This window comes from Streptomyces himalayensis subsp. himalayensis (assembly GCF_013778455.1).
Taxonomy (GTDB): Bacteria; Actinomycetota; Actinomycetes; order Streptomycetales; family Streptomycetaceae; genus Streptomyces; species Streptomyces himalayensis.
Genome location: NZ_JACEHE010000058.1, coordinates 1 through 25,552, shown reverse-complemented (window position 1 = coordinate 25,552; position 25,552 = coordinate 1). Strand labels below are relative to the sequence as shown.

At 68.4% G+C, this 25,552-nt stretch carries 20 protein-coding genes and 3 pseudogenes; 9 read left to right on the top strand and 14 right to left on the bottom strand.

Annotation, left to right across the window (positions count from 1 at the left end):
- Nucleotides 1-283: 283 nt before the first annotated feature.
- From H1D24_RS40555 to H1D24_RS40545, 3 genes are all read right to left on the bottom strand, one after another.
- Entirely contained in the window at nt 284-832 is a 549-nt protein-coding gene (locus tag H1D24_RS40555; RefSeq protein ID WP_181662782.1) for a DUF1062 domain-containing protein, read from the bottom strand.
- Nucleotides 833-922: 90 nt separating this feature from the next.
- Nucleotides 923-1,264, bottom strand: coding sequence for a hypothetical protein (locus H1D24_RS40550; RefSeq protein WP_181662781.1), 342 nt, complete (start codon nt 1,262-1,264; stop codon nt 923-925).
- A 77-nt stretch (nt 1,265-1,341) separates the two neighbouring features.
- Nucleotides 1,342-2,520 carry a M14 family zinc carboxypeptidase gene (locus H1D24_RS40545; protein ID WP_181662780.1) on the bottom strand — a complete coding sequence of 393 codons (1,179 nt, stop codon included), beginning with the start codon at nt 2,518-2,520 and terminating at the stop codon, nt 1,342-1,344.
- A 516-nt stretch (nt 2,521-3,036) separates the two neighbouring features.
- Here H1D24_RS40545 and H1D24_RS40540 point away from each other — a divergent pair.
- The 3 genes from H1D24_RS40540 to H1D24_RS40530 all read left to right on the top strand — a co-directional run bounded on the left by H1D24_RS40540 (nt 3,037) and on the right by H1D24_RS40530 (nt 7,404).
- Nucleotides 3,037-4,932 carry a CocE/NonD family hydrolase gene (locus tag H1D24_RS40540; RefSeq protein WP_181662779.1) on the top strand — a complete coding sequence of 632 codons (1,896 nt, stop codon included), beginning with the start codon at nt 3,037-3,039 and terminating at the stop codon, nt 4,930-4,932.
- 200 nt (nt 4,933-5,132) lie between these two features.
- Nucleotides 5,133-6,173 (top strand): M14 family zinc carboxypeptidase, encoded by a 1,041-nt coding sequence (locus H1D24_RS40535; RefSeq protein WP_181662778.1) that lies wholly within the window; start codon nt 5,133-5,135, stop codon nt 6,171-6,173.
- 646 nt (nt 6,174-6,819) lie between these two features.
- The gene (locus H1D24_RS40530; RefSeq protein WP_181662777.1) at nt 6,820-7,404 is read left to right on the top strand and encodes a hypothetical protein; all 585 of its coding nucleotides are present in this window, start codon (nt 6,820-6,822) and stop codon (nt 7,402-7,404) included.
- Between the two features lie 715 nt (nt 7,405-8,119).
- Here H1D24_RS40530 and H1D24_RS40525 read toward each other — a convergent pair.
- Nucleotides 8,120-8,344 carry a hypothetical protein gene (locus H1D24_RS40525; protein ID WP_181662776.1) on the bottom strand — a complete coding sequence of 75 codons (225 nt, stop codon included), beginning with the start codon at nt 8,342-8,344 and terminating at the stop codon, nt 8,120-8,122.
- Between the two features lie 425 nt (nt 8,345-8,769).
- Here H1D24_RS40525 and H1D24_RS40520 point away from each other — a divergent pair, with 425 nt between their 5' ends.
- Both H1D24_RS40520 and H1D24_RS40515 read left to right on the top strand, forming a co-directional pair.
- The gene (locus tag H1D24_RS40520) at nt 8,770-9,579 is read left to right on the top strand and encodes a class I SAM-dependent methyltransferase (protein WP_181662775.1); all 810 of its coding nucleotides are present in this window, start codon (nt 8,770-8,772) and stop codon (nt 9,577-9,579) included.
- Nucleotides 9,576-9,992: a hypothetical protein gene (locus tag H1D24_RS40515; protein WP_181662774.1), complete on the top strand. Its 417-nt coding sequence runs from the start codon at nt 9,576-9,578 to the stop codon at nt 9,990-9,992. The genes H1D24_RS40520 and H1D24_RS40515 overlap by 4 nt, the downstream gene beginning before the upstream one ends.
- Before the next feature lie 199 nt (nt 9,993-10,191).
- Here the strand turns inward: H1D24_RS40515 and H1D24_RS40510 are convergent, their stop codons facing one another.
- From H1D24_RS40510 to H1D24_RS40500, 3 genes and pseudogenes are all read right to left on the bottom strand, one after another.
- On the bottom strand, nt 10,192-10,584 hold the full coding sequence (locus H1D24_RS40510) for an SCO5389 family protein (protein ID WP_181662773.1): 393 nt from the start codon (nt 10,582-10,584) through the stop codon (nt 10,192-10,194).
- Between the two features lie 166 nt (nt 10,585-10,750).
- Nucleotides 10,751-11,115 (bottom strand): annotated as a pseudogene (locus H1D24_RS40505) (nucleotide-binding protein); the annotation flags it as partial.
- A 340-nt stretch (nt 11,116-11,455) separates the two neighbouring features.
- Nucleotides 11,456-11,758 carry a Rossmann-fold NAD(P)-binding domain-containing protein gene (locus H1D24_RS40500; protein WP_181662772.1) on the bottom strand — a complete coding sequence of 101 codons (303 nt, stop codon included), beginning with the start codon at nt 11,756-11,758 and terminating at the stop codon, nt 11,456-11,458.
- A 501-nt stretch (nt 11,759-12,259) separates the two neighbouring features.
- Between H1D24_RS40500 and H1D24_RS40490 the strand changes: the two genes are divergently transcribed.
- From H1D24_RS40490 to H1D24_RS40480, 3 genes are all read left to right on the top strand, one after another.
- The gene (locus H1D24_RS40490) at nt 12,260-12,673 is read left to right on the top strand and encodes a hypothetical protein (RefSeq protein WP_181662771.1); all 414 of its coding nucleotides are present in this window, start codon (nt 12,260-12,262) and stop codon (nt 12,671-12,673) included.
- Nucleotides 12,674-12,916: 243 nt separating this feature from the next.
- Nucleotides 12,917-13,381, top strand: a complete 465-nt coding sequence (locus H1D24_RS40485; RefSeq protein WP_181662770.1) for a Crp/Fnr family transcriptional regulator — start codon at nt 12,917-12,919, stop codon at nt 13,379-13,381.
- Nucleotides 13,382-13,996: 615 nt separating this feature from the next.
- Complete coding sequence (locus H1D24_RS40480) at nt 13,997-14,875, top strand: alpha/beta fold hydrolase (RefSeq protein ID WP_309484631.1); 879 nt, start codon at nt 13,997-13,999, stop codon at nt 14,873-14,875.
- A gap of 46 nt (nt 14,876-14,921) precedes the next feature.
- Here H1D24_RS40480 and fxsT read toward each other — a convergent pair whose 3' ends face one another.
- From fxsT to H1D24_RS40450, 6 genes and pseudogenes are all read right to left on the bottom strand, one after another.
- On the bottom strand, nt 14,922-18,857 hold the full coding sequence (gene fxsT, locus H1D24_RS40475) for an FxSxx-COOH system tetratricopeptide repeat protein (RefSeq protein WP_181662769.1): 3,936 nt from the start codon (nt 18,855-18,857) through the stop codon (nt 14,922-14,924).
- Nucleotides 18,854-20,152, bottom strand: a complete 1,299-nt coding sequence (locus H1D24_RS40470; protein ID WP_181662768.1) for a TIR-like protein FxsC — start codon at nt 20,150-20,152, stop codon at nt 18,854-18,856. Before H1D24_RS40470 ends, fxsT begins: the two co-directional genes overlap by 4 nt.
- Complete coding sequence (locus H1D24_RS43885) at nt 20,113-20,442, bottom strand: AAC(3) family N-acetyltransferase (RefSeq protein ID WP_309484632.1); 330 nt, start codon at nt 20,440-20,442, stop codon at nt 20,113-20,115. The genes H1D24_RS40470 and H1D24_RS43885 overlap by 40 nt, the downstream gene beginning before the upstream one ends.
- A gap of 291 nt (nt 20,443-20,733) precedes the next feature.
- A pseudogene (locus tag H1D24_RS44355) lies at nt 20,734-20,852 on the bottom strand (IS30 family transposase); the annotation flags it as partial.
- A gap of 586 nt (nt 20,853-21,438) precedes the next feature.
- Nucleotides 21,439-22,518: pseudogene (locus H1D24_RS40455) on the bottom strand (FxsB family cyclophane-forming radical SAM/SPASM peptide maturase); the annotation flags it as partial.
- Nucleotides 22,519-22,659: 141 nt separating this feature from the next.
- Nucleotides 22,660-22,827, bottom strand: a complete 168-nt coding sequence (locus H1D24_RS40450) for a hypothetical protein (protein ID WP_181662766.1) — start codon at nt 22,825-22,827, stop codon at nt 22,660-22,662.
- 1,049 nt (nt 22,828-23,876) lie between these two features.
- On the opposite strand from H1D24_RS40450, the gene H1D24_RS44345 reads away from it, so the two are divergent.
- Nucleotides 23,877-24,575 carry an SLATT domain-containing protein gene (locus tag H1D24_RS44345; RefSeq protein ID WP_374064765.1) on the top strand — a complete coding sequence of 233 codons (699 nt, stop codon included), beginning with the start codon at nt 23,877-23,879 and terminating at the stop codon, nt 24,573-24,575.
- Here the strand turns inward: H1D24_RS44345 and H1D24_RS40440 are convergent.
- A complete protein-coding gene (locus tag H1D24_RS40440; protein WP_181662764.1) occupies nt 24,469-25,272 on the bottom strand; it encodes an alpha/beta fold hydrolase in 804 nt (267 codons plus the stop codon). The two genes, H1D24_RS44345 and H1D24_RS40440, sit on opposite strands and share 107 nt — an antisense overlap.
- Nucleotides 25,273-25,552: the final 280 nt, after the last annotated feature.

Genomic DNA, 25,552 nt, shown 5'->3' with positions numbered 1-25,552 from the left:
GCACACTGCGGAGCACTTGAAGACCCTGACCCGGCTGATGGGCGGCGGGGGATACCGCGGCGTCACCGACCAGCTGGAAACCCTGCTCGGGCGCCCGCCGAAGACCGTGCGGTGGGCGCTGGAGAACCATCCACGCATCCAGAAGCTGGCGGCTGCCTGAGCCCCCGAGCGGTCCGGAGCAGAACGACGATGACGCCGCACCGGAGTCCTCTGGCCGAGGACGCCGGCGTGGCGCAGACCCAGGTCGAGCGTAGCGTGGCCCGGCCGAAGTCCTGGCGGATCTTCAGCGCTTGAGCGTGAAGGTGAAGTCCCCGGAGAGCTTGCCGCTCAGCCGGACTGCCGAAACGAGTTTCCCCTCCGTGATCAGTCTCTCGACCTCAGCCCGCGAAAGACCGCAACCTTCAGCGATCAGTCGCACCGGCCGGACAGGGATCCGCGCCGCAAAGCGGACCGAGACGTCGATCACCTCGCGGTCCAGGTGATCCGATCCGCCGGTGTCGAGGCGCCAGGCGTTGTCCCAGTCGAGGGCGATGCGATTACGGCGCTGCACGACCGGATCCTGGAGCAGCTCAGCCGTCAGGCCAGGGTCGTTGTCATGCAGCCGGTCCAGCAGCTCAGGTCGTACGGAGCGCACATTCATCCGCTCCAGGACCGTGAGCTTTGCAGTTTCCCCGCAAGCGGTACAGAGCGCGAGGAGCCAGGCGTCGATGAGCTTGTGGTTTGCGTTGACGCGAAATTTACCGCTTGCCCGGAAGCGCTCGGACGCGCACGCGTGGCAACGGCGGCGAACGAGCGGCAGGCAGGTGGGCATGACCACCCAGTTTTTGAGCACAGAAGTACACCGGTTTCAGTGAGAAGTCCGCAGCAAAAAGGAGCGCGGCGCACGACGCGCGACGCGCCACGAATCAGCGCTCGGGAGGTCTCACAGGGTGTACAACGGCATGTCCTTGACTAGACGACTTGGTTCGGCAGCACGGTAGTGGCGCACAGCGGCGCTGCTCCACTGGTTTTCGAGCGCCTCACCGCCAGGGAAGCGGATGGCTTCACGGCGGGTCTCACCCTCGGCGATGCGACGCTCGACGTAGGCGCGGGTGCGGGTGCGGGTATCCCAGCGCAGGCGGGCCAGCACGATTTCCAGCTCGGAGAGTTTGGGATTGCTCCGGCCGGTCAGCGCCTCGCGCAGGGCGGCGTCGGAGGCGACCAGGACGGCCTTGAGCTGGTTGAACGCCTGCGAACGGGACTTGACCGCGGAGGCCTTGGCCATTTTGAACATGCAGGGGCTTCGATGCGGGCTCCGCAGCCCGCGGGCTGCGGAGCCCGACCGGTTCGGGCTTCGATGCCTCAGTCGGCGGGCAGGTAGACCCGCTGCGGGATGGTGTCGTACAGGCTCTCGTCAAGGGCGTCGATCGAGCTGTCCGCGACGGCGTCCACGAGGCCGCCGAGGCCGGCCTCGATCTGCTGGGTGAGCATGCCGTTGCGCTTCATGCCGTCGTACTGGGTCTGAGAAGAGGTCTCGAACAGGACGACGGCGGAGCCGCGCAGCTGGTAGGAACCCAGCGCGGTGCCCGGCAGGTTGGTGTCCTGCGGATACAGGGTCAGGTCACCGAAGCCGGACTCACCCCGCCCCTGCAGGGCCTGGTGGACGGCCACGTTCGCCCGTTTTGATGCGTTCATGTCAAACTCGGGCCAGTTGCCGAACTCGGCAGGGTTGTCGATGAACTTCGCCGATATCGACAGGGGAGACATGTTCTCCAGGTCGTCGGTGGCGTAGCAGGACCACTGGTTGTGGAGATCCACGAAGTAGTCGACGGTGCCGAACTCCTCCTCGAGCGCCTTGTAGACGTTCCGGGAGGTCTGCGCCTCGGGGGTGATGTACCAGCCGGTGTCCGCGCTGTTGCCGGGGAAGTCCTCCGGGGCGGGGACGTAGTCCAGGTCCGGGTTGAAGTCGCGGTTGACGTCGAAGCCGCCGACGCGCGTGTTGTAGTTCCACGCCGGGGCCACGCCCTCGAGCTGCGGGAAGTCGGCGACCACTTCGTCCCACGTCATCGCGTTCTGCCGCTGGTCGAGCTCGCCGCCGTCGACGTTCAGACGGGGGATGACGACCACGGTGACGTTCTGGCGCAGCTCGCGCGCGGCCGGGCTGTCAGAGCCCCACTGCTTGAGCAGTTCGAGGGCGGCCTCGGTTCCGTGCATCTCGTTGCCGTGGATCTGCGTCTGCACGAACACGACCTTGTCGCCCTCGCCGACGCGCGCGATATGGATCTCGCGGCCCTGGTTGGAGTACCCGGCGACGTCGACGTCGACGGTGCCGCCGGTGCTGGTCTCCAGCTGTTTTAGCGCAGAGGTCAGTTGGTCGTGGTTCACGAACCCGTTACTGCCGGAGCCCGAGGCTTCGGTGCCGCAGTGGGAGACGGGCGGGATCGCGGCCGCGCTGGTCGCGGTAGCGGTGACGGCGGCGGTAGCGAGTCCGGCTGTCAGAGCCGTACTCGCCAGCGTGGCGATCCATCTGCGTGCAGACAATTCACTACTCCTCAGGTGTCGCTCAGAACTTCCCAGGGGTGTACGTACGTCACACTAGGTGACCGAGGGACACCTGTGAACAGCGTTGTTCCGAAATCGCATACCGCCCTCACCACGGAATCCGGCGCGCTCGCCGGTACGCACACGCGCAGTTCACGCGGTGGTCACCGGGCACCGACCACACCTCTCCCCCGGGCTCCCCTGCCTTCCGGTCGGGCACACGCGCCTCCCTCACGCCCACAAGGACCACCCCGACCGTCATCTGCCGCGAAGGCCGACCCCACCACCCATGAGTAACCCGCCTGTCACGCGGTGGCGTTGACGCGCTTTCAACATGATCATAGGCTCGCCCGCCATCGGCTCCAGCCCGCGCCCGCGGTCACGCTATGCCCCTGCTACTCCAGCGCTCCGCGTGCGCGCGGCCGCCCGTCGTCACCCTCGGCGGCGGCAGGCGGACGGCTGCTGCTCGACCGGCACCACCGGCACCACCCCGAACCGACCACTTCGGAGGAGCATGTGAGAGCACGCCGCTCGGCCGCCCGGGCCGCCTTAGTCCTCGTCACCACCCTCGCGTTGACCGGCACGCTCGTCGGCCCCGTCGCCGCGGCGCCCGACGCGGGGTCAGAACCCGCCGCCGCGGCGCAGTCCCAGACCGGGGCGGTCGCCACCGCGACCGACCCCGTCACGCACGACGAGAACGACCGAGTCCCCAAGGGCTCGGTCTGGACGCAGCATTACTTCCCGTCCTCGGACGACTCCGGCACCGAACTCCACGCCGACGTCCTGCTGCCCGAGGGACTGGGCGAGGGTGAGCGGGTACCCGTCATCCTGTCGGTCGGCCCCTACTTCGGACACGCGGGGCAGACCGGTCCCGAAGGCTGGACACACACCGGCCCCTCATCCCGCTTCCAGGACTTCATCGAGGGCACCGACCTGTTCAACCAGGGCTACGCCTTCGTCATGGTGGACCTGCGCGGTTTCGGCGGCTCCACCGGCTGCCTCGACTGGGCCGGCCCCGGGGAGCAGGCCGACGTCAAGGCCGCGGTCGACTGGGCCGCGAGCCGTCCGTGGTCGACCGGCGCGGTGGGCATGTACGGCAAGTCGTACGACGCCGTCACGGGCCTCATCGCCAACAACCTGGACCAGGACGCGCTCAAGGCCGTCGTCGCCCAGGAGCCCGTCTGGGACATGTACCAGTACATCTACTCCAACGGCGTGCCCCGCCCGAATGTCACCGGCACGGCGAACGCGTACAACTCCATCGCCACGTTCGACCAGCTGCCGGACGACGACGCGCACTATCTGGCCAACGCCGCGTACGAGGACGCCCACCCGGAGTGCCTCACCGAGAACTCGGCCGGGTACCGGATAGCCGACCAGTGGGGCGAGCACTGGGCCTCCCGCGACCTGGCGAAGATGGCCGAGGGATCCGACACCCCGCTGTTCGTCACCCAGGGCTTCATCGAGAACAACACCAAGCCCGAGGAGATGGAGGAGTACCTCGACAACCACACGGGTCCCGAGCGCGGGTGGCTCGGCCAGTGGGACCACGTGCGCGGCGGCGACCGCGTCTCCGACGGGCGCCTGGCCATGGGCCGCGAGGGCTGGTACGAGGAGACCCTCTCCTTCTACGACCAGTGCCTCAAGGGCGTCGAGCCGACTGTCCACTACCCGGCCTACTCAATGGAGGACAACACCGGCGCCTGGCGTGCCCAGGACACCTGGCCGGTCGTGGAGCGTTCCGTCACCCTCCCGCTGGGCGGGGGCAGTTACGTGGACGACGGCGGCGCCTTGGCCCGCGCGGCCCTGACCGCCTCCGGCGAGGCTGCCCCGCAGGCTCCCGCGCAGCCGTCCGGCGAGTGGGACATGGAGAACGCGCCCGCGACCGAGCAGCGGGCCCCGAAGGGCCTGGCCAAGGGCATTGCGAAGCAGCAGGCTTCCGGTGAGGTCACGTCGAGCTTCTTCGTCTGGTCGAAGCCGGTCGAGCAGGCCGTGCGCATCACCGGGACCCCGCAGGTCTCCCTGACCGCCCAGGGCCAGGGCAATGTCATGCTCAAGCTGTACGATGTCGCCCCCGACGGCACCGCCGTCATGTTCGACGAGCAGGTCTCCCTGCTGGACTCGGGCCGGCTGACCGTCGACCTCAAGTCGACCGACTGGACCCTGACGGCCGGACACGTCCTGGCCGTGGAGATCGGCTCCATCCAGACCGGCTCGTGGCGCGACACGCCGTCCGGCGAGACGATCGAGGTGAAGGGCGCGCAGCTCAAGCTGGCCCTGGACGACCCGGCCGACGACCTCCCCACCGCCGGTGCCCGTTCGCCGTTCCTGGACACCTACCTGCGCCAGTACACGGTGAACCTGCCGGCCGGGCCCGCGACGTTCACGGTCAGCCCCGGCGCCCACATCTGACCCCCGCGCGCCGGCACCGGCCGCCGGGCTTCCGGGCACACCCACGGACGCCGGCCGGTGCCGGCCCACCCACCAACCAGCGCGGACCAGACCGGCTACCTGTCAGGTGCATGATCGCAGAGGGGGGCACTTTTCCAGTCCTCTGGATGAAGACCGGCCGCCGGCCGCCGCGGGCCGACATGACGAGACAAGGATTCGAAATGCGCAGCATCGCCAGATCCGCTTGTACCGCCGCCCTCGCAGGGGCGCTTCTGCTGACCGGCACCGTGTTCACCGGTAATGCCGCGGCCGTCGGCGAAGGCCCCGACTATCAGGGCAACGAGACGATCAGGACGTCGATCCTGTCGACCTACGACGAGGTCGTGGACTTCCTGAAAACCCAGGACGCCCGGCAGGACGCCATGGAGCTCCAGGTCATCGGCCAGACCGTCAAGGGCCGCGACATCCACCTCGCCAAGTACGTGAGCGATCCCGCGAACCCGACGATCCTGTACCTGGCACAGCAGCACGGCAACGAGCAGCTGACCACCGAGGCGATGCTGCACACCATCAAGTCACTCGGCTCGCCGTCCAAGGAGTCGCTCCTCGAGGACGTCAACGTCCTGTTCATCCCCATGTTCAATGCCGACGGCGCCATGGGCGACGTCAACTTCCCACTCGACGACTACCTCGCCGCCGGGGAGCGTCACCTGACCCGCTACAACGCCAACGAGGTCGACCTCAACCGCGACCACGTCGCCAAGGCCGAGCCTGAGACGCGGGCACTGCACGAGAACGTGCTGAGCGTGTACGACATCGACTACGCGATCGACCTGCACCACCAGGGCACCCAGTCCCGCGTGAACGGGGACCTGGTGTCCGGCTCCATCCTGTACCCGACGACCCCGGACGTCTCGCCCGAACTCGTGGATAGGTCCAAGCAGTTGGGCGCCGTCGTCTACCAGAACGTCGACCGTACCGGATGGGGGCACATCGGCCGGTACGACGGCGGTTCGGCCAACACGATCGGCCGCAACGGCATGGCCGCCGAGTACGGGATCGCCACTCTCCTCTTCGAGATGCGGGGCATGAGCGACCACGAGTACGCGCCCTATGTGCTCGGCCAGAAGTCCAACGGGTACCTGATCCACCAGTCCGTCGTCACCATGGAGGCCACGATCGCAGCCGTCGCCGACGGATCGATCAGCAAGGCCGACACCTCCTTCTGGGACACCCTGCCCCAGCAGTGCGACACCTGCTGATTCCGGCGTCTCACCGAGTCCCGGGTCGCCGTCCTGCACAGGACGGCGACCCGGGCTTTCTCGCGTCAGCGATGGCGCGGCGAGGAGTTGGCCAAGCGGGGCGGGCATGGGGGATGATCCGACACGGCAGGCACGGTCTTCCAGCAGCCATTGGGACGTAGACACTCACGTGATCGCTGGCGACCATCGGCCGGGCGGGCTTGGGGCCCACCTCCGACGGCGCGATCCTGGTCAGCGACCCCTCGTACGCCACGGTGCCTGCCGTATTCTCCGGGAGAGCTGTTCACCGCCTGGCGCTACCACGCCGCGTTCACCAACAGCCACCTGCCGCTGACGGACGCCGAGCGGGACCACCGGCGGCACGCGATCGTGGAACAAGTGATCTCCGAGTGAAGAAACGAACCGGTGGATCCGGGTTCAGACTTCCCGTAATACTCACCCTGAAGACGAGATTGAGACACCACTCGATAGGGGGCAGCCAACGCCGCTCGACGCAGTCCTCTCGAGGCTTATACAGCACGGAATTTACGGTCCGGGCGGCAAAACTCCCAGACACCAGCCTGGGTACACGCATAGCTCATGGCCAGCTGATGTGGGTACGATCCGCCCCCAGTACTACACCGTGCACCAAGGAGAGGTAACCGCCATGACCGAAGTCCAGTCAGAGACCACGGAGCTGAAATCGCACTACGCCGCTCAATTGGAAGCGGATCTCGAGCGGAACGCCAAGGAACAGGAACGTATCGGTGCCGAGGTAGTCGACCTCACGGAGCAGCTGCGCGCCCTGCAGCATGACCAGGCCCTGCTGGTGAGCATGCAGCAGGCCCTCGGCGGCGTGAGTCCCGCAGCGACCGGTCCCGATCAGGAATCGAGTGATACCGCGGTTGCGTCGGTGCCCCGGCAGGCCGTGGCCGAACCCAAGCCGGGCAAGCAGAAGAAAGCCGCTGCAACAAAACCGAAGGCCAAGAAGACCGTCGCCAAGGCGGCGGAGAGTAAGGCGGCCACAGCAGCCGCAGCGCCCACCCTCGTCGAGCTCATCCGCAACCACCTCGGCCAGCAGTCCGAACCCCGCTCCGCCGCGGACATCGCCACCGCACTCGCCGAGGCTCATCCCGACCGCACCATCAAGGCCACGGTCGTGCGGACCACCGTGGAAGGGCTGGTCGCCAAGGGCGTCGCCGAACGTGTCAAGCGGGGCGCATCCGTGTTCTACACGGCGGCTGCCAGCTAGGACGAGCGGCCGACTCAGCCCACCTCACAGCAGGATCCCACTGCGAATTGAACCATTCCCTGGTGCAGCACAAACCGTCAGCGATTTAAGGGTGATGTGCTGAAAGAAATAGAGCCGCTCGTCGGCCAACTGGTGCCGCGCAGTCCCATGAGTTGGGATTGCGCGCTTCAGATGGAGGGCTCCGCCAACGGCAGCGCTCGGTAATATGCGGGTTTTGGATCTACCCCGGATCGGCTCAGGCCGAGCCATACGACCCCCCGGCCGCCTTCAACCGCTGCGCGGCCGTCCGGACAACGAAGCGGTTGCGGAAGTTGCCGTTGCACACGACGTCGTCGACCCCGGACGTCAGCGGCGGCAAGCCAATCGCCTCAGGTTCAGCACGCGGACGGCAACCCCGTCGGGCTCATACAGGAACCGGCCGCCTCAGGTTCACCAGCCGGAGCTGTCACGTCAGGGCGTGGGTACACATCCGGTCGGCGAATGCGGCGATGGCGAACGACGCAATTGGCGCCGACCGAGCCCGGCATGGCAGAGCCGTTTCGGCGCTGCACAGGCCACGACAACCACGGACCGGGCCGTGGCCGCCACACTGCCCTCATGCCCGGGCCAGCAGCGTGCGGGCGGCGTTCCGGTCGGTGACGTGGGCGGCGGTGACCATCACGACCAGCAGCAGGCCGATCGAGTAGCAGATGACGTGGCGCTTGCGCCCGTTGGCCTATTTCCCGCCGCCTCTAGCCCTTGAGCCGGCCGGCACCGTAGCGTCGGCCTTCACCGACTGCGAGTCCACGATCCCCGCGCGCGGCTGCGGATCGCGGCCCTCCTGCCGACGGATCCGCCTGCGCAGCCGGTCGTGCAGCTCGGCGAGCAGGCCCTGGGCCAGCCAGCGGCTCGCGCCGTGCTGGTGCCTGTGATCGCAGTGGGGAGCGTGTGCAGTGCACATGGAGGGTCTCCGGACGTCCTACCGCGACTGCGATCGACTTGCCGGCGCTGCTGGCTCCATAGTCCTCTTCAACGACTCCCGTCGCAGCCCCGTCGCACTGAGGCGCCCTTCGGCTGCGGAGCGAACCCCTGAGCAGGGGACGTTCGATGACCGTGGCCGGCCGCTCCCGCCTCACGTGAAACGCGAAGCCACGGAATCTGCCGGTGACGTGCCGACGTCTGGGCCGTCCACAATGCGGGCGTAGCGGCCGTCGGGGTCCCCGCGACCGGGCCACGTGACGAGAGCGACGGACATCGCCAAGGAGTGGCTGCCCCGCCCCTCGTTCTCCCGACCGGCTGTGCAGAAGTCGGACCAGGAGCTAGAGTCCATTAACGAAAACCATTTCCATCTGTGGGCGCCATCACCTGTGGGGGGAGCCAGCTCGTATGACCGCACCGCAGTACAGCACCATCGGAGACGTCTTCAGCGCCGGCGCCGAGGAGTTCCACCGCTGGTCGCCACTGCTCTGGGATCCGGTCGGGGAGGCCACAGCGGCCGCGGCCGCTGCCAGGCCCGGCGAACTCGTGCTGGATGCCTGCTGCGGGGCCGGGGCGTCGGCGCTGCCCGCCGCACGGGCAGTCGGCACGGGCGGAACGGTCGACGCGGTCGACCTCGCCCGCCCACTGCTGGACATCGGCGAGCGCCGTGCACGGCAGGAAGGCCTGGAGAACATCTACTTCCACAGCCACGACGTGACCACGTGGAGCCCTCCCGGCAACGGCTACGACCTGGTGCAGTGCGCGCTCGGGGTGTTCTTCTTCCCCGACATGGACCGGGACACCGCCGCCCTCGCCAACCTGCTGCGTCCCGGCGGACGCCTCACGGTGACAGTCTGGGAGAAGGGGGCACTGGGCGACTGGGGACAGGCACTCAAAAGTGCGGTCGAGACAGAACGTGCGTGGCCGGACTCCCCGCCGTCGGCCCGACTCGCCAGGATCGAGACCGCCGAGAAGCTCGCCGCCTGGCTGAAGGCTCTCGGCCTCACGGATCCTCACGTCGTACGCCGAAAGCTCGATGTTCCCCTGACCCTCGAGACGGCTTGGGACTTGGTGGTGGGCAGCGGCACGCGCGCCCTGCTGGCCGGGCTGACTCCCGCCGCTGTCGAGCGGATTCGCGCACGGTTCGCCGACCTGCTCGCCCACGCATCGGTGGCCGATCTGGACGTCCGGATTCTGACGGGAACGGCTGTCAGGTGAGCGGCCGGACCGCTCGCGCCGCACGCGTGGCCGCCGAGGGTTTCACGGTGGCGGCCTGTCAGGCGTCCGAGGGGTGCGGCGGGGCTGACGAGAGCGTTCTCGAACCTCTCCGCGCGGCGGCGAGGCAGTCGAACTTCGGGATGCTGATCAGTACCGCCTGTCTGGGACGCCACCTCTACTGCCCGCATCACGAGGGAAACAGCGTGCCCCGCGCGGGCGTCCGCGTGGTCGTGCAGCCCTGCAGCCGCGACCGTACGCCCCTCGGCCCCGCCCTCACCTTCGGCCCTCTCACCGCAGCCGCACACGCCGAGGCCCTGGCCGCATGGCTGGCCGACGGACTGCCCCAGGGGCGCCGCCCGCCGAGGCACCTGCTGGCCGTACACCCATCGGCCCACCAGCCGAGGCGCCCCTGACAAGCAGAGACCGATCGCCGGCCCCGCCGCGACCGCCAGCAATCGCCTCCGTACGTCCCGGCGCAACGTGACCACGACGCGCTCGGTCCATGACCGACGCAGGAGGCACGCTCCGGGCTCCCTGTGGAGACTTCACCGCCCTCCGGCCCTTCGGGTGCGGCAAGCCTGCCCGTTTCGGCAGGCCCGCCACATGCCACGATCAGCAGTCGCGGAACTCGGGCGACTGGTTGAGGATCTGGGAGCGGAGTGAGGTGAACCGGGTGTGCGTCTCGCCACCAACGGCCTCGGGGCGGAAGACGGCGACCCGGTGGCAGTTCATGAAGGCCAGTGTCACGCCGAAGTGCCGTTCCAGGCTGCCGCGGATGGCATCGCTGGACAGCGCCCTCAGCAGTTGCCCGCGCTCCTTCTCGGACGGCGGCGGCGTGTGGTTGTCGGCGAACTCGGTCGTGCTGTCGCGCAGATCGTCGACGAGATTCGCGATGAGTGTGTAGGCGTACGGCAGCGAGGTGCGCACGGTTTCCACGAAGTCCTCTTCGCGGACCTCACCGCGTTCGGCGTCGGCGAGCAGCTTCGGGGAGACGTCGAGTGACATGGGGATACCTGTCCTGTCGTTCGGTTCGTTTCGGTGGGTCGTGACGGTACGAGGGGCAGTGGCGGAGCCATTCACACGGTCGACGTCAGCGCGGCAGGACCGTGCCGGAGCCATGGTCGACCTGGGCGGCAAGGTCGGTGCCGGTGGCCTGGTCGGCCCAGGCAGTGGCGTTGCTGACCATCAGAGGCACCCCGCCGACGCCGTGCACGTGGTGGCCGTGCACAGCTTCGTGGCCGAGCAGGCGCAGCAGGCGTGAACCCCTGCCCGGCGGCGTGGTCTTGACCATCGCCTCGCGCGAGGCGATGCGCGGGTTGCCGCCGCGCAGGTATTCCCTGATCTCCCCCAGGCGTGAACCGAGGGGCGGGCAGTGAAGGATTCGCCGTCGCTCAGGCCGAGGTCCTCGGCCAGGTGCTGGTTGATGTCGCCGTCGATGGCGACGACGGGCGCGCCGCAGTGCGCCAATTGACGGGCGAAGAGGGCGGACAACGTGGTCTTGCCGCTGCCGCCCTTGCCGACGAAGGCGACACGCATGACTATCCCCCGCTGTTGAAAATGAATGTCATGCCGCTAGGTTGTAGGGGGCACTGCACCACTGTCAAATCGCCGTTCACTCAATTGCCTTATGAGTAAGCCGAGTTGGGCCGATGCGCTCGGAAGAACGCCACGTGTCGCTGTCTGCCCAGTGGCGCCGCAGGACACCGATCACCGATGATGACTCGCGAACGCGACCCGTGTTCATGATCAAAGGTTTCCGACAATCTTGATCGTCAGGGGTCGTGTTCACTGTGCCAGTCAGGCCGTTCGGTCACTGCTCGATCTATCGGAGAGAGCCGCTCACCACGTCACCTGAGAGCGCATCCGTCCTGGCTGATCAGGCCGCGGTGAACCGTTCGGCGGCATCCCAGAGTTCGTCTTCGCGCCGTGGGTCGTAGGACTCCTCCGACGAGCGGTCCACACTGCTGCGGTCGACGTAGGAGCCGGTCGGCGCCCGGGTCGTGCCGAGGACGACATCGGCGAGGTAGCGGCCCGCGGCGTTGCGGCTGTTGGCGAAGGGGGTGAGGGTGGTCATCACCGGCAGGATGCGCCGCATCGCGAAGCGGGAGACGGATTCGGCGTTGCGGGCGAGGCTGGTGCCGGGGACAAACCCCGGATTGTAGGCGACAGCGTCGCACACGAAGCGCGCAGCGGCGGCAGTTCGCCGCGATCGAGCCGGTCGCAGATCTCGGTGGCGGCCGAGCGGACGCTGCCCAGCGAGCCGAGGTCCGCCGAGACGTGCGAGACCGTGTGCCCGCCCGTAGCGACGCAAGACGACCGGGCATCCGGAGATCGGCGACTTCCTGCTCGACTGCGACGTCCTCATCGCCCCCGGCGCCAACCTGCGCATGGTCACCTATACGGCAGCGACCGGAAGCAGCGACGCGGGGAAACTGGACCTTCTTCGGGTCACAGGTGGCCATACCACCACCGCACTCCCCTGACCAGCGGCTGCTGGGCGATTTCACCAAGCCGACCGCGGCGAAACCTCACCGCTGCCGCCAACTACTCTCGGTCACGACCCGAGCACACGCTCGACCCGCTTCATCGCGCAGCCTGAGAACGAATCACCCTGCCCTGTGCCCAACATCCGTGATACACCGGGAAGATCACCGTGACGGGAGCAGAGAGGGAACCGCCCATGGGCCGACCGACGACCTCGACTCCGCTGCCGGGCGACACCAAGGTGCTGTCCATCGGGCTGCATCCGAGTGCGCTCGACTACAGCCGGATGCCCGACGGTGTCGACGAGGCGGTATTCACTGCTCGGATCGACGCTGCGAACGCGGCGCTGCGCGAAGCGGGGTTCGCTGCTGTTCCGTGCCTGATCGACACCTCTCCCGACCGCGCCGAGGCGACCGTCCGGAAGCAGCTCCAGGAGCATGCGTTCGGCTTGGCGATGATCGGCGGTGGGGTACGAATGCTGCCGGAGAACACCCTGCTGTTCGAGCGGCTGGTCAACGTCCTCACCGAGGCGGCGCCAGGGATCCGGCTGTGCTTCAACACGACGCCGGAGGACACGTTCGAGGCGCTGAGGCGATGGATCGAGGCGTAGACGAAGCGTGGCCAACCGAGGGCCGTCCGCATACCTGTCGAAAGGTATGCGGGACGGCTCTGGCGGTGCTGGGCGCCCACGGCGTCACGCCCCGCCACGTGGGACGGCGCCGCCTGCGTCGGCTGTCGATGCCGTGAGTCGCCATGATCGATGTCACGCCCTGACGGGACCGGATCCGCTCCGCCTCGTGGGCGGGGCCGCGCGGGGTGACACTGGAAAGTGGACTCAAACCGGAGGGCTGCCATGAGCATCACTTCCCCCACCCGGATCGCCGCCTCCCTGCCGGCACAGCACCGTGCCCGCCTGATGGAGCTGGCGCGCGAGGTGAACTTTCCCGAGGGCGCGCGTCTTTTCGGCGAAGGCGCCCGCGCGGACCGCTTCTGGATCGTCCGCTCCGGCGCGGTCACGCTCGAATTCCATGTGCCGGGCGGGCGTACGGTCGTGGTCGAAACCCTGGGTCACGGCGAGCTGGTCGGCTGGTCCTGGCTTTTTCCGCCGTACCTCTGGCAGCTCGGCGCGGAGGCCATGACTCCCGTGCGCACCTATGAGTTCGACGCGGTGAGCGTACGGATGATGATGGACGACGACCCCGCGTTCGGTTCATCGATCAACCACTGGGTCGGCCGGGTGCTCGCCCACCGCCTCCAGGCGGCCCGGATCCGACTGCTGGACCTGTACGCCCCTCACGGGAGCGGCAGCACACTCTGACCCGTCGCTCGATCCTCCGCTGCCGCGCGGGACGAGCGCGCCCGCGACGCCCTCTTGCGGCATCGCCGGCCCGCCGCTTCGACTCCATGGATCGGCCCTGCTCGGAGGTGCTGACCTGGCTTTGCTCCGAGCTCATCGCGTCCGTAAGTCCGCATTTTCTGATGGGATGCCAGATATCACTCTCAATCCGGCCGGCGGACCTTCTTCAGGGGGCGGGCCGCGACTCGGCATCGGTGGACTGGCACCAGGCCGCGGCCTCGCTCAATGAGACCGCCCTGGACGCCAGTGTCTGTCTGGACATGCTCTGCGCCGCACGGAGCATGAGAAGGAGCGGGCTCGCCTGACGGCGCAGGTGCTGGAGGGACTGTCGACGGCGCTGAGGGCGGAGAGTCCTCTGACCGGTCTACTGCGGGACGGCGAAAGGAGCCGGTCTTGAACTGGACCCGCACCCGATCTGACCAGTCCACGGCAGGTACGAGCTCTGCAGCGCTGCACTCGATCCGTTCGTTCCGGCAGGTCACTGGAAATGGCCAAAGCGAGAACTTGCTGGGCTGCCACCGTCATCCCGGGTAAGGAAACGATGGGCACACCGAGGGCGAATACGGGGAGGGCGGCGTGCGTGAATGGGTGCGTACTGGGGACGGGCGGAACCTGAGGGTGGAGTGGACGGGGGATCCGCACGGGAGGCCGGTGTTCCTGCTGCACGGCATGCCCGGTAGCCGCGTGGGGCCGCGGCCGCGCGGCATGGTCCTGTACCAACGGCGCACCCGCCTGATCTCGTACGACCGCCCGGGGTACGGCGGTTCGGACCGGCAGCCGGGCCGGCGCGTCTGCGACGTGGCCCGCGACGTGGTGGCGGTCGCAGACGCGCTGGGGGTCGACCGGTTCGCGGTCGTGGGGCGGTCGGCCGGGGCTCCTCACGCGCTGGCCTGCGCGGCGCTGCTGCCGGAGCGGGTGACGCGGGCGGCGGCGCTCGGGGGCCTTGCCCCAGTGGACGCGGAGGGCCTCGACTGGTTCGTGGGGATGGCCCGGTCGAACATCGACGACTTCCGCACCGCCGCGGCGGACCCGGAAGGCTTCGCCCAGAGGATCATCCCCCGTTCGGAGGCCATCCGCGCCGACCCGGCCCAGCTCATCGAGGCGCTGCGAGACGCGTTGACCGACGACGACCTGCGCATCCTGTCGGACGCCGGGCTAAGGTCGATGCTGCTGCGCACCTATGCGGAGGCGGTGCGGCGCTCCCCGTACGGCTGGATCGATGATGCGCTGGCGCTGTGCCAGCCGTGGGGGTTCGACCCGGCGGACATCAGGGTGCCGGTGCTGCTGTGGCACGGGCGGCGGGACGTGTTCTCGCCAGCGTCGCACTCGGCGTGGCTCGCGGCCCGGATGCCCAGCGCGCAGGCGGTCCTCGAACCGGCCGCCGCGCACTTCGCCGCGCTGCGGGCGCTGCCCACGGTGCTGCGCTGGCTGGTGGACGGCGGCGCGCCCGCATGAGGCGACGCCTGGCCGCCGGCACCGCCGGATGTCGGGCGCCCCGGCCTCACACGGCCAGCGGTTCCAGATCCCGGTAGATCCGCCGCTGGTCCGACGCGACCCGCACGATGCCGTTGTCCTCGCCGAGCAGCACCCGCAGTTCAGTGAGCGCGTCGTCGCGCAGTCGGTGCGCCTCGCTCTTGCGGCCCAGGGCGGCCAGCGTGAGGGCATGGTTGGTGATCACGCCGAGAGTCTCCGGATGGTGCGGGCCCAGTCCGGTCCGCAGCGCGGCCACCGCGGCCGCCTCGAGGTCGTGTGCTTCTTCCAACCGTCCGAGATCCGCGAGGGCGTTGGCGTGGTTCACGCCGCAGAACAGCGTGTGCGGATGCTGCGCCCCGAGCACCTCGGTCATCCGCTCATGCGCACGCCGCAGCACCTGAGCTGCCTTCTCCGGATCCCCGCACCCCCAGTGGAACACCCCCAGATTGTTCAGAGCGGCCTGGGTGTACGGGTGCATCTCGCCCAGCACCTTCATGTACTCGGCCAGTACCTCCTCGGCGACGCGACGCGCCGACTCGCGTTCGTCGGCGGCGAAGAGGTCGGCGGCCAGGTTGAGGTCGCAGGCCAGGCTGTCGGGCGTCGGGGCTGCGTACTGCGTGTGGTACTCGGCCTGGGTGGCCGTGGTCAGGCGCCGCGCGTCCTCGAACTGCCCGTCGCGGCGCAGCGACACCGCGAGCGACTTGGCGCAGGCGAGGGTGCCCGGGAAGGACTTTCCGAGTATCCGCTTGTGCGAGTCGTACGTACGGGAGAGGAGCGCCACGGAATCCCCGTAGCGGCCGACTTCGCGCAGGTCGCGGCCGAGAGCGGCAGCGGAGGCGAGGGTGTAGGGGTGGTCGGGTCCGAGGACCTCCATACCGCTGTCCAGGACTTCCTGGTCGAGGGCGCGCGCCTCGCCGTAGCGGCCGACCATGCGCAGGGCGAGGGCCAGGTTGTTGGCGGCGGACAGGGTGCGGGGGTGGGGGCCCTGGAAGATCTGGCTGAACCCGTTATGCGCCTCGCGGGCCAGCTCGACGGCCGACTCGTAGGCGCCCAGCGCGGCGAGGTCGCTGGCGAGGCTGGAGGTCGTGACGTAGGTGTGCGGGTGGCTGTCGCCGAGGACGGCCTTCTGCCGGGCGAGCAGATCGGTGTCGATGTCGCGGGCCTCGATATACCGACCCTGGGAGCGCTGGATGTTGGCGAGCTGACCGCGCAGGTAGAGGTACTGCACGTCGTCCTCATCGAGGGACCCGCGCCAGTCCTCGAGAAGGTCCTCGGCGAGCTGGTGGGCGCTGGTGAAGTCGCCGCGCTGCCACAGGTAGCGGACGCGGTCGATGAGGAGCCTGCGGGCCTCGGGCTCGGTGCAGTGCCGGGCGTCGGAGGCACTGAGGTGGGGCCAGATCAGGTCGAACCGCGGCCAGTTGCCGGGGTCGTCGATCGGTTCGTCGTCTTCGGGCCTGGCACCGGCCAGGACGGTGTGCACCACATGCCGAGCCTCGCGCTGCTCCTCCTCGGTGAGCTGGGAGCGGATGATGACCTGGACGAGGCGGTGCACCTGGATGCTGTTGCCCACCTGGTCGATCTTGGCGAGGGCGAACCTGCCGATCTCCCGGATGACGCGCCCGAGGACGAGCTTCTCCTGCAGTGCGGGGTCGTACGGCTTGAGCGCCTCGATCATCTCGCGGCTGTAGAGCAGCTGGTTGGAGATGGGTCCCGGGGCGAAGAACGCGCACAACTGCAGCAGGCGCACGGAGGCGGGTGAGCGCTCCTTGAGGCGGGCGATGGAGACGTTCCAGGTGGCGGCGACCGACTCGGGGTAGCCCGGCGCCTTGTTCATCAGGGCAAGGACGTCGGCGGTCTGCGCGGCGAGCTGGGCGAGGTACTCCTCGACCGGCGTCGCGGTCTCGGCGAGCCACGCCGTGGCCTGCTCCACGGCGAGCGGCAGGTCGCCGAGGGCGGCGGCGACCTGCTCGGCCTCGGCGGGGCTCAGTGCGGGGGCGCGCCGGGTGAGGTGCTCGACGCTCTCCTCGCGCAGGAACACGTCGACGGCGAGCGAGGCGCCGTGCTGCGCCCAGGCCTGGTTACGCGAGGTGACGAGGATGTGCCCGCTTCCCGCGGAGGGGAAGTAGCGGGTGAGCTGGGCGGGGTCGTCGGCGTTGTCGAAGACGAGCAGCCACCGGTCGGTGGGGGTGCCGCGGCTGAGGAGGCGGATGGCCTCGGAGCAGGCGAGCGCCATGTCGTCCGCGGGAGCCCCGAGCCGCCCGGCGAGTTCGGCCAGTGAGGCGACGACCTGCTCCGTCTCCTCGGCGGAGATCCACCACACGATGTCGTAGTCGGCGAGGAACCGGTGCACGTACTCGATGGCGACCTGCGTCTTGCCGACGCCTCCGAGTCCGTACAGCGCCTGCGGCTGCGGCAGCACGGCCGACACGCCGCCGGAGAGCTGGTCGCGGAGCTGGTCGAGGACCGGGTCGCGCCCGGTGAAGGTGGTGTTGCGTAACGGCGCGTTCCAGATGGCGGGCACCTTGCCGGGGAAGCGCGGCCCCGGTTCGGCCCCGTCGAGAGCCTGCGGTGTCAGGTCGACGCACCGCAGCAGCGCGGCGAGGCACTGCTGCTCGTCGACACGGTTCAGGTCGACGGGGTTGTACTCCAGATACGCGGCGGTGAGCCGGGCGTCCTCGATGCGCAGCGGATACGGCTGGCGGTCGTGGCCACCGAGGCCGGTGCTCTGTGCCAGAAGGCGCCATCTGGACTCGGCCCGCCGGGACTTGAGAAAGGACGGCGAGAGCAGCACCAGCGTCCGGGCGTCGGCCGCGGAAGCGGCCGGTGCGTCCGCGGCCGCTTCGTGGGACAGGTCGCGCAGCGTGACCCGGCATCCGGCGCGGGTGAGGACGGACTCGATCCAGTCGGCCCACATGCGATTCTCGGCGACATAGACGAGGGTGACCTCGGTGGTGGGCGTGTGCGGGCGCCGCCGCAGGAAGGCGTCCCGGCACCGCAGCCGCACCTGCTCGGCGACCGGTGGCAGCGTGGTCACCTCGCCGTCGGAGAGGACCGCGGTCAAGCGCTCGAAGGACGAGAGCAGCGAGTTGGCGAGGCCTGGTTCGTCGCCGACGGTGGCGAGGGTCTCCTCGTACGCGTAGTACGGCCGGTACGGGATCTCGACGGCGCCCCAGTAGGCGGTGAGCTCCTCGCCCGTCAGGCCCCTGGGCATCCCGTCGAACTTCAGGCGGGCAAGGGCGCGTCCCGCGTCGACCTTCTCCTTCTCCCCTTCGTCGATCCGCATCGGCACCGGCAGGACGCGGATGGGGCGGCCCCGGTACCCGGCCTCGACGCTGCGGGCGATCGCGGCGGCTCCGTCCAGGGCCTGGTCGGACAGGGTGAAGCAGTCGACGAGCAGGTCGGGCATGTGGATGGTGCAGATGTCGGCGTTGTCGGAGAGGCCGGTGCGCGAATCGATGAGGACGTAGTCGTAGTGGGCCTTCATGTCGGCGCGCAACGCGTCGAGGAACAGCCCGCCGCCGAGCCGCTCGTAGAAGTTGTCCCACTCGAACGACGACACGCTCGTGGAGTATTCGCGGTTCTGCCGGCCCGCCGAGAGGAAGTCGAGCGTGGCCTGGGGCGGGAACCGCCAGCCCAGCCGCTCGGGTGTGAGGGAGACGACGTGCGGTTCGACGCGTGCGTACTCCTGGTGCCATGGCCCGTTGCGGGGCCCTTTGGTGGTGGCCTGCCAGCAGTACTCGGTGATGATGTCGATGACGCCGCTGGTCGCCCCGAGCACGTTCGGGTCGAGAAAGGGGTGAAAGAAGCGGTGCAGGCCCGGCGCTTCCAGGTCCCAGTCCACGACGAGGACCCGTTTGCCGTTCGCGGCCAGGATCCAGGCGGTGTTGGCCAGCGCCATCGTCCGCCCGGTGCCGCCCTTGTACGAGTAGAAGGTGATGATCCGTCCATCGCGGGCCGCGTTCATGCGGATCCTCCAGGCGCAGGGGGTGGTGGCGTCTCGGCCGCCGAGGACCACAGCGGGGGGCCGGTGAGGCAGGGGCGCGGCAGACGCTCCCCGGCCGGGGGGTGGGCCTTGGCATGGCTGAAGAACCGGTTGGTGGTCTCGGCGACGACCTTCGGCAGCACATGGGTGAAGGCATCCAGGGTGGGCACTCCCTCGACGGCGGTACGGCATCCCGAGAGCCTGCCCCGCTCGGTGAGCGTGGGCAGGGTGTCTCCGACACGGCTGAACAGCCGCTCACCCTCCTCGCCCTGGCTCTGCGCATCGCCCCGGCAACGCGGCACGACCATGCTGGTCCATGGCTGCGCGGCCGCGTCGTACGCGGCGAGCCGCTGCCGCCGCCCTTCGTCACCCAGTGCCCAGAAGTCGAGCAGGAGGATGTGCGGCCTGTCGGCGCCCGTCGGTGCGGCCCCTGCTGCCTCGGCCACGGTGGTCTCGTCGAAGTCGGAGACGGTCAACTGGTAGTCGAGCGAACGGATCTGCTCACCGGCGACCTTGGTGAGCGAACGCGTGGTCTCGTCGTGGTACGGCCCCCAGTCCTGCGCCGTCGTTCCGTACGGCTCGGGCGCCCGGTCCTCGGGCAGCGTGTAGCGCGTGGGTGCGGCGACGGTGAGGTGGATGGAGCGGGCGCCGGTGCCGTGCGGCTTGAAGGCGCTCGGCGTGGATACGTAGTCGAGGGGCTCGCACGGCGGCGGCGAGGAGGTGCGGGCCACGTCGACGATGCGCCGCGCGAGCCGGAAGACGGCCTCCTCGTAGGCGTCGTGCAGCCGCTTGACCTTGATCAGCCCGTAGAAGCCGTCCCGCGCGTACTCGTTGCCGTATTCGGTGTGGTCGACGTGGATGTGCCGGGCCGGTTCCGGCAGGTCGTCGAGCGGGACCGGGGTCCACAGCGCGGGCACGATGGCGGAGAAGTCGCCCTGCCCGGTCCTCCGCGCGCGTAGAACCCGCTCGTTGAACGCGTACCATTCGCGTCCGCACTCAATGCTGCTGAAGTACCGGGGCGCATAGAGCGGGACGAACACCCGGCAGGTGGCTAGGTTCTCGCTGAGCTTGTCCGGCCAGCCGTCGCCGGCACGCAGTTGCCGGTCCATGAACCCGGCGTGCGCGGCGCCCGGCAGCGTGGTCAGCTGCAGGATGTCCCGGCACAGGTCCTTGAAGAGGACGTGGACCCAGTGATCGGGGTCGAGCCCGTCAGGGTCGGCGGGTGTGTGCGCGTAGCTCAGGAAGAAGTACGGCCCCTGCATCCCCTGTTGTTGCATGCGTCGCGAATCCTTGCCCGCCGACTCCATGCACCCCCCTGGCCTGATCGGATTCCTAATGTGCCCGATGACCTCCGGTCACGCGCCGCCCAATTCAAGACATTCGCGGGCGATGTCACCCGCGCACCCTGCGCGTACAGCTTCGAGCGGCGACCGCTCCCCAGGTGGCAGCGCGGGTCGTGCCCGTCCATGAGCCAGGTCGCCCGCCGCCCGATGACCGCGAACGACGTCTGCGGATGTGCACTGCGGTACGCCCCGTGTGCGTCGCACGTGCTCGGCGAGGACGCCAATGGTCGGACAGCGGCGTCTGCCGTGGATCGTACGGCTTCATCGCCGTCCGGCCGGCCTCCCTTTCGGCAGGCGACATGTGGGCGGTGCGCTTGGGGAAGTACTGCCGCAGCGGTCCGTTGGTGTTCTCGTTCGTGCCGCGCTGCCAAGGGCTTGCAGGGTAAACCAGCAAGATGCCCTCGCGCAGGTAGGGCGCGATCTGGTGGTGGCAGGCCATCATCGCCCTCCCAGTCCCCGATGGGCTCACGACGCTCGGCAGCGCCGGGCGACGAACCGCGGAGTGCGCCCTGGTCGAGCGCCTGGTAGATGGTCTCGTGGCATAGGTGCCACTCGGGCCGGCCGGACAGGTACGGCGCAGATGCGCGGCTATCTGCTCCGGGCTCCACTCCAGTTCCAGCTTTGCCGGGATCTCAGCGCGTAGATCGGCATAAGGTAGCAGCAGGCCAGTCCTCGGACATCGCAGGCGCTGGCGGGCACACGCATGCGCGAGGTCGCCGTCGTACACACCGCCGTCGTGCGCGAGGATGTGCAGCAGTTCGCGGCTGATCGTTGACGGCGCCCTGCTCAGGCGGGCGGCGATGGTCCGGACGCTCAGGCCGCGTTCGCGTAGCGTCGCGATGCGCTGGCACAGCCGCTCCGGCGGCAGCCCACCGTTCTCCGCCCGCCACCGGTAGCCGGTCTTTCGGCCGATCCCGACGATCTTGCACGCTCGACTGTGCCAATACCGGCCTGGATCAGCCGCCAGTACTCCGTCTCCAGCTCAAGCCGGCGCTTCCGTCCCCGTCTCGCCGTCAACACTCCTCTCGTGGCCGAGGGTGCTGCGACAAACACTAGAACTCATTCATAAATCGGATGTGTCGGAGTTCTCGGGCGTGGACGCGGGAACGACGAGAGCCCAGCGGGCCCAAGGACCTCCTGGAGGACGCGGCGAACGGCGGCGGGCGGCAGCCTGTCCCGCCGAGGGAGGCATGGACCAGCAGAGTGGCGCCCGGCATGACGCTGCAGTAGACGGACGGGTTGTCGAAGCCGGAGCCGGTGCGGTAGCGATGCGCGTACAGGCCGCCTCCGCAGGAGGCCACCACCGGGCAGGAACGGCACTTGGCCGCAAGCCCCAGCCCCTCGATACCCGACTGGCGGGCCAGCACACCGGGATGCGCGGCAAGCGTCTCGAATCCGTGCCGGAACACGTCGTATCCGGTGGCGGCTGCACCGTCGTACGCGATCTTCAGCGAATCTGCCTGCTCGAAGCTGCCGTCCGTCTCCACCACGGCCAGATCGGATGGCGCGAGCCCAAGTGACTCGGTGAGGCTCGGGCCGCCCCGCAAGGTGGAGAGCACGGACTCGAAGAAGCGGACGGGGACGGCCTGCTCCTGTTCGTCCCAGCGGTCGAAGACGGCCGACAGCCAGTCGGCGTAGGGCGTTTCCGTGTGGGCGGGACCATCGGCGGGACGGCCGGGAGGGTGGTCCCAGGTCGCATGCGGAAGCAGATAGTCAATACGCGGGGGATCGAGCGCGGTCAGGGCGTCGTGCACGGCCAGCGGGTCGTTGGCGATGTCGATCGTGCAGAGCAGGCCCAGGTACAGATGGCGGAACTCGTTCTCACGCAACAGGTCCACGGCACGCAGTACCCGGTCGTAGCTGCTGCGGCCCCGGCGGTCCAGGCGGTGCCGGTCGTTCGCGGTGCGGTCGCCGTCGAGAGAGATTCCGACCTTGACGCCGAGCTCGTCGAAGAGCCGCAGGTTCGTGCGGTTCAGCTGGACGCCGTTGGTATGGATGCGCAGGTCAAGGGATGCGACCGGCGAGAGATGCGCGGTGAGGCGTTCACAGATGAATCGCAGGCGTTTGGGCCCGGCGAGGAGCGGTTCACCGCCGTGGAGGACGACCAGGACTTCCTCGAGTTTCTGATCTTTCGCGTACTCGGCGAAACGCCGCGCTACTTGATCCGCGGTTTCCTCGGAAATAACCTTCGACAGAGAAGTCCAGGTGGAGTCACCGTGCTCATAGACATAGCAGTGATCGCAGGCAAGATCGCATCTGCTGTAGACCTTGAGTACCAGCTGCCGAAGCGCAATTGTCACCTGCTCACCTTAGGGCAGGTTTGAAGTCGAAGCCACGCGCGAAAGATCGAGAATCTCTTCGATCGAACACCTGACGTGCCGCTCCGGACGGCGAGTCCGGAGCAGTCGTCGATCTGCCTGATCTGGTATCAACAGACGCCTTTAAAGAGTCGAGTTGAAGGTGGCGGACTTGACATGCACCGACCCGGAAACCTGCAGCAGCCGACCGGTGGTCCGGCGGGCGGCGGCGGTGCGAGGGTCGATCGCGGCAAGCGCCACCGGCCACTTGGTCGCGGCGCTCACGGTGTTCGCGACCACAGATGACTTCATGGTTTCCATGTTTATAGTGTCCTGTACTGAAAGGTTATCGGCCTCACGATGAGGCTAGATACCCGCCATTAGTCCACATTGGGGGAAGTGGGTTCTCTTATTGCCCCTCGCATACAGTGAACCACCCGTCGATGTGTATCTCCGGCCTGATCTGTAGCGTCTACCCTGACGAGAACATCCTCAATCAAAGCCATCGCCTTTCGGGTAAACAACGCGAGCAGCCCTGCATTTTCGATCGAGCTAGACAGAGGGAACGCAGGTCCGACATTTCTCAACTCGTAATCACGCCCAAAAATCAACCCCAAGCCACTCAGCACGGAAATTGCTTCATCACGGGTCAGCCATGACGCATTCACGGGGGTAGATGGGGAAGCACCAGAACTTCTTAGTATCACTTGATATTTCGGCTCACGAATTATTGCCGCAGTCGAAGCTCCGTTGACCAGTCGAACCACCCACGCAAGGCTCTCGCCAAAGTCTGACACTTCAACAACACGCCCGGTCCATCCCAGAATCGGCCGCACTACTGAGGCATACTGAGCACGTGCAAAAACCAGACCAGCAGTCACGGTAGTCGCAGTGGTTGCCGACTGCACATCCAAGAGCGTCAACTTCCACGGCCAAGCAGAGCGCGCAGATTGAGGTAGATTACTCCTAACAATGCCCCATATCAGCATTGACGCCGCCACCCCGAGAAGAAAAAGAGGGATCGCAAAAAAGATCACATTGCGCCGTATTCGCGTCTGCGACTCAGGCTCCATGAACTCCCCCAGCCTGGATGCGTTTTGACGGTTGATGATATTCGTTTACATGCCAGCAGGGAAGAGGGCGCAGCTCAGCTCCCATAGATCCCTACCTGTGGCGCGAACGATCACTGCCTCTTACCTCTCGATATTGCATGAGGGCCCGTCAGCTTCCCGACAAGCCCTTCGGCTCGTACTTCCCGACAAGCCCTTCGGCTCGTACGTGGCGGAGATCGTTACAGGTGGGCAGGGTTGCGGCCGACTGTCACGTCGGGTGGGGCGCCAGGTTCCACGGCTCCAGAGTCGGTGTGTGCTCGTCGGGACAGGTCGTTGTCGCGAGCCAACTCGGGCCCGGGTCTGTACACCGCTTGGAGGCGATCCTGCGTCCACTACCACGCGCACCGGGCCGCGGTCGAGATGGTCAAGAGCCTGTGCCGGCTCTACATGGCGGCCGCCGGCGAGTTCAGAGTCGGGGTCCCCAATCCGGAGGCGCTGTTAGCCACCCGTCTCGAGGACGGGATGCGCGAACTGCGCAGGGCCGGCTGGGACGCCGCGCGCCGTGGTCCGCAGCCCGCCGGGGAGGGGCGGATCACGGACGTGATGCGGGCGGTGCGGAGCAAGTCGTTCGTGACCCGGCGCGACATCTACGTAAGGCACCGGGTGCAGGAGCAACTCGCCTGGTACGGCGGGAAGTCGGAGCGGTCGCAGCGCTCCGCGGCGGTGTGGCAAGCGAGGGCGAGCACGGCGAGGCGCGGTGGGCTCAGGCGGTCGCGGAGCCGCCGGTTCCGGACCCGTGCAAGAGGGACATCGGCTTCGTCGTCGGTTCTGACGCCGGTCGGGGCCTCATGGCGGGCTGGACGCATGGTGCCTGCGGCGGACGCTGCCTCCTTGCGTGAGCTCAGCTGGGAACGGGCCTGCTGTCGGTCGTGCGGAGGTGGGTGCTCAGCGCCGTCCCGACGGCGCTGGGGTCCTCCACTGCGAGATGCCCCGTGGCGACTTTCCTGAACGTGGCGCCGGGGATCCCGTCCGCGAGCTCCCGGGCGTGGGGCAGAGGGGTGGCGGTGTCGTGGAGGCCGCCGATGACGAGCGTGGGAGCGGAGATGCGGGCCAGTTCGGGCCGCAGGTCGTACACGGCGAGGGCGTCGCAGCAGGCCGCGTAGCCGACCGGGTCGGCTGTGGCGAGGTTCCTCAGCAGGGTGCTTCCGAGGGAGGTCTCGGCTGTTCCGGGATCGGCGAACCAGCGCTTCGGCATGCTGCCGAGCAAGGGCTCGGTCCCTTGCCGGCGTACCAGCGCCGCGCGTTCACGCCACGGTTCCGGCGGCCCGAAGTGGGCGGAGGAGCAGAACAGCCCCAGGGACGCGACGCGTTCCGGGTGACGGGCGGCGAGATGCGCGCCGAGGGCTCCCCCGAGCGAGATGCCCGCGTAGTGGAACCGGTCATGACCGTGGTGGTCCACGAGGGCGAGCACCAGTGAGGCGAGGTCCTCCACCGTCGTGCGGTCCGGCTCGGGACCCCTGAGCAGGCCGGCCGGCGAGCCGCCGTGACCGGGCAGGTCGTAGCGCAGCACGCGGTAGCGGTCGGCGAGGGCGGGCAGATGCGGGTCCCAAACGGCCGTCGAGGTTCCCAGAGAGGGACCCAGGACCAGCAGCGGCGCGTCGGCCGGGCCGGCGAGCTGGTGGTGCAGCAAGGGAGGGGAGGGCATTGCGGCTCCTGCAGGTATGTGGTGTCCAACTCGGGCGTATCGGCGAGGAGTTCGGGGACCGTGTGCGCGGCCAGGTCGTCCGGACGCACGGAAGCCGAGGCACCGTTGTACTTGCCGATCTCTCGGCACGCCGCTCGGCCCGAAACCGCCCACCGCCGGCGACGGCCGTCCGGCACATCGGCCACGGCCTCGAGGGCCGTGGCCACCACCTTGTTCATCGCGCCAGGACCTGAGCGGTGCCGGGGAAGTTCAGGCACGCCCCCACGCCGCCCGGCACCGC

What these genes read in the sequence shown, in the direction of transcription:
- H1D24_RS40550 (WP_181662781.1), bottom strand. Translation starts at nt 1,264, where the DNA reads ATGGCCAAGGCCTCCGCGGTCAAGTCCCGTTCGCAGGCGTTCAACCAG.
- H1D24_RS40535 (WP_181662778.1), top strand. Translation starts at nt 5,133, where the DNA reads ATGCGCAGCATCGCCAGATCCGCTTGTACCGCCGCCCTCGCAGGGGCG.
- H1D24_RS40530 (WP_181662777.1), top strand. Translation starts at nt 6,820, where the DNA reads ATGACCGAAGTCCAGTCAGAGACCACGGAGCTGAAATCGCACTACGCC.
- H1D24_RS40525 (WP_181662776.1), bottom strand. Translation starts at nt 8,344, where the DNA reads ATGTGCACTGCACACGCTCCCCACTGCGATCACAGGCACCAGCACGGC.
- H1D24_RS40520 (WP_181662775.1), top strand. Translation starts at nt 8,770, where the DNA reads ATGACCGCACCGCAGTACAGCACCATCGGAGACGTCTTCAGCGCCGGC.
- H1D24_RS40510 (WP_181662773.1), bottom strand. Translation starts at nt 10,584, where the DNA reads ATGTCACTCGACGTCTCCCCGAAGCTGCTCGCCGACGCCGAACGCGGT.
- H1D24_RS40490 (WP_181662771.1), top strand. Translation starts at nt 12,260, where the DNA reads ATGGGCCGACCGACGACCTCGACTCCGCTGCCGGGCGACACCAAGGTG.
- H1D24_RS40485 (WP_181662770.1), top strand. Translation starts at nt 12,917, where the DNA reads ATGAGCATCACTTCCCCCACCCGGATCGCCGCCTCCCTGCCGGCACAG.
- fxsT (WP_181662769.1), bottom strand. Translation starts at nt 18,857, where the DNA reads ATGAACGCGGCCCGCGATGGACGGATCATCACCTTCTACTCGTACAAG.
- H1D24_RS40470 (WP_181662768.1), bottom strand. Translation starts at nt 20,152, where the DNA reads ATGCAACAACAGGGGATGCAGGGGCCGTACTTCTTCCTGAGCTACGCG.
- H1D24_RS40450 (WP_181662766.1), bottom strand. Translation starts at nt 22,827, where the DNA reads ATGAAGTCATCTGTGGTCGCGAACACCGTGAGCGCCGCGACCAAGTGG.
- H1D24_RS40440 (WP_181662764.1), bottom strand. Translation starts at nt 25,272, where the DNA reads ATGCCCTCCCCTCCCTTGCTGCACCACCAGCTCGCCGGCCCGGCCGAC.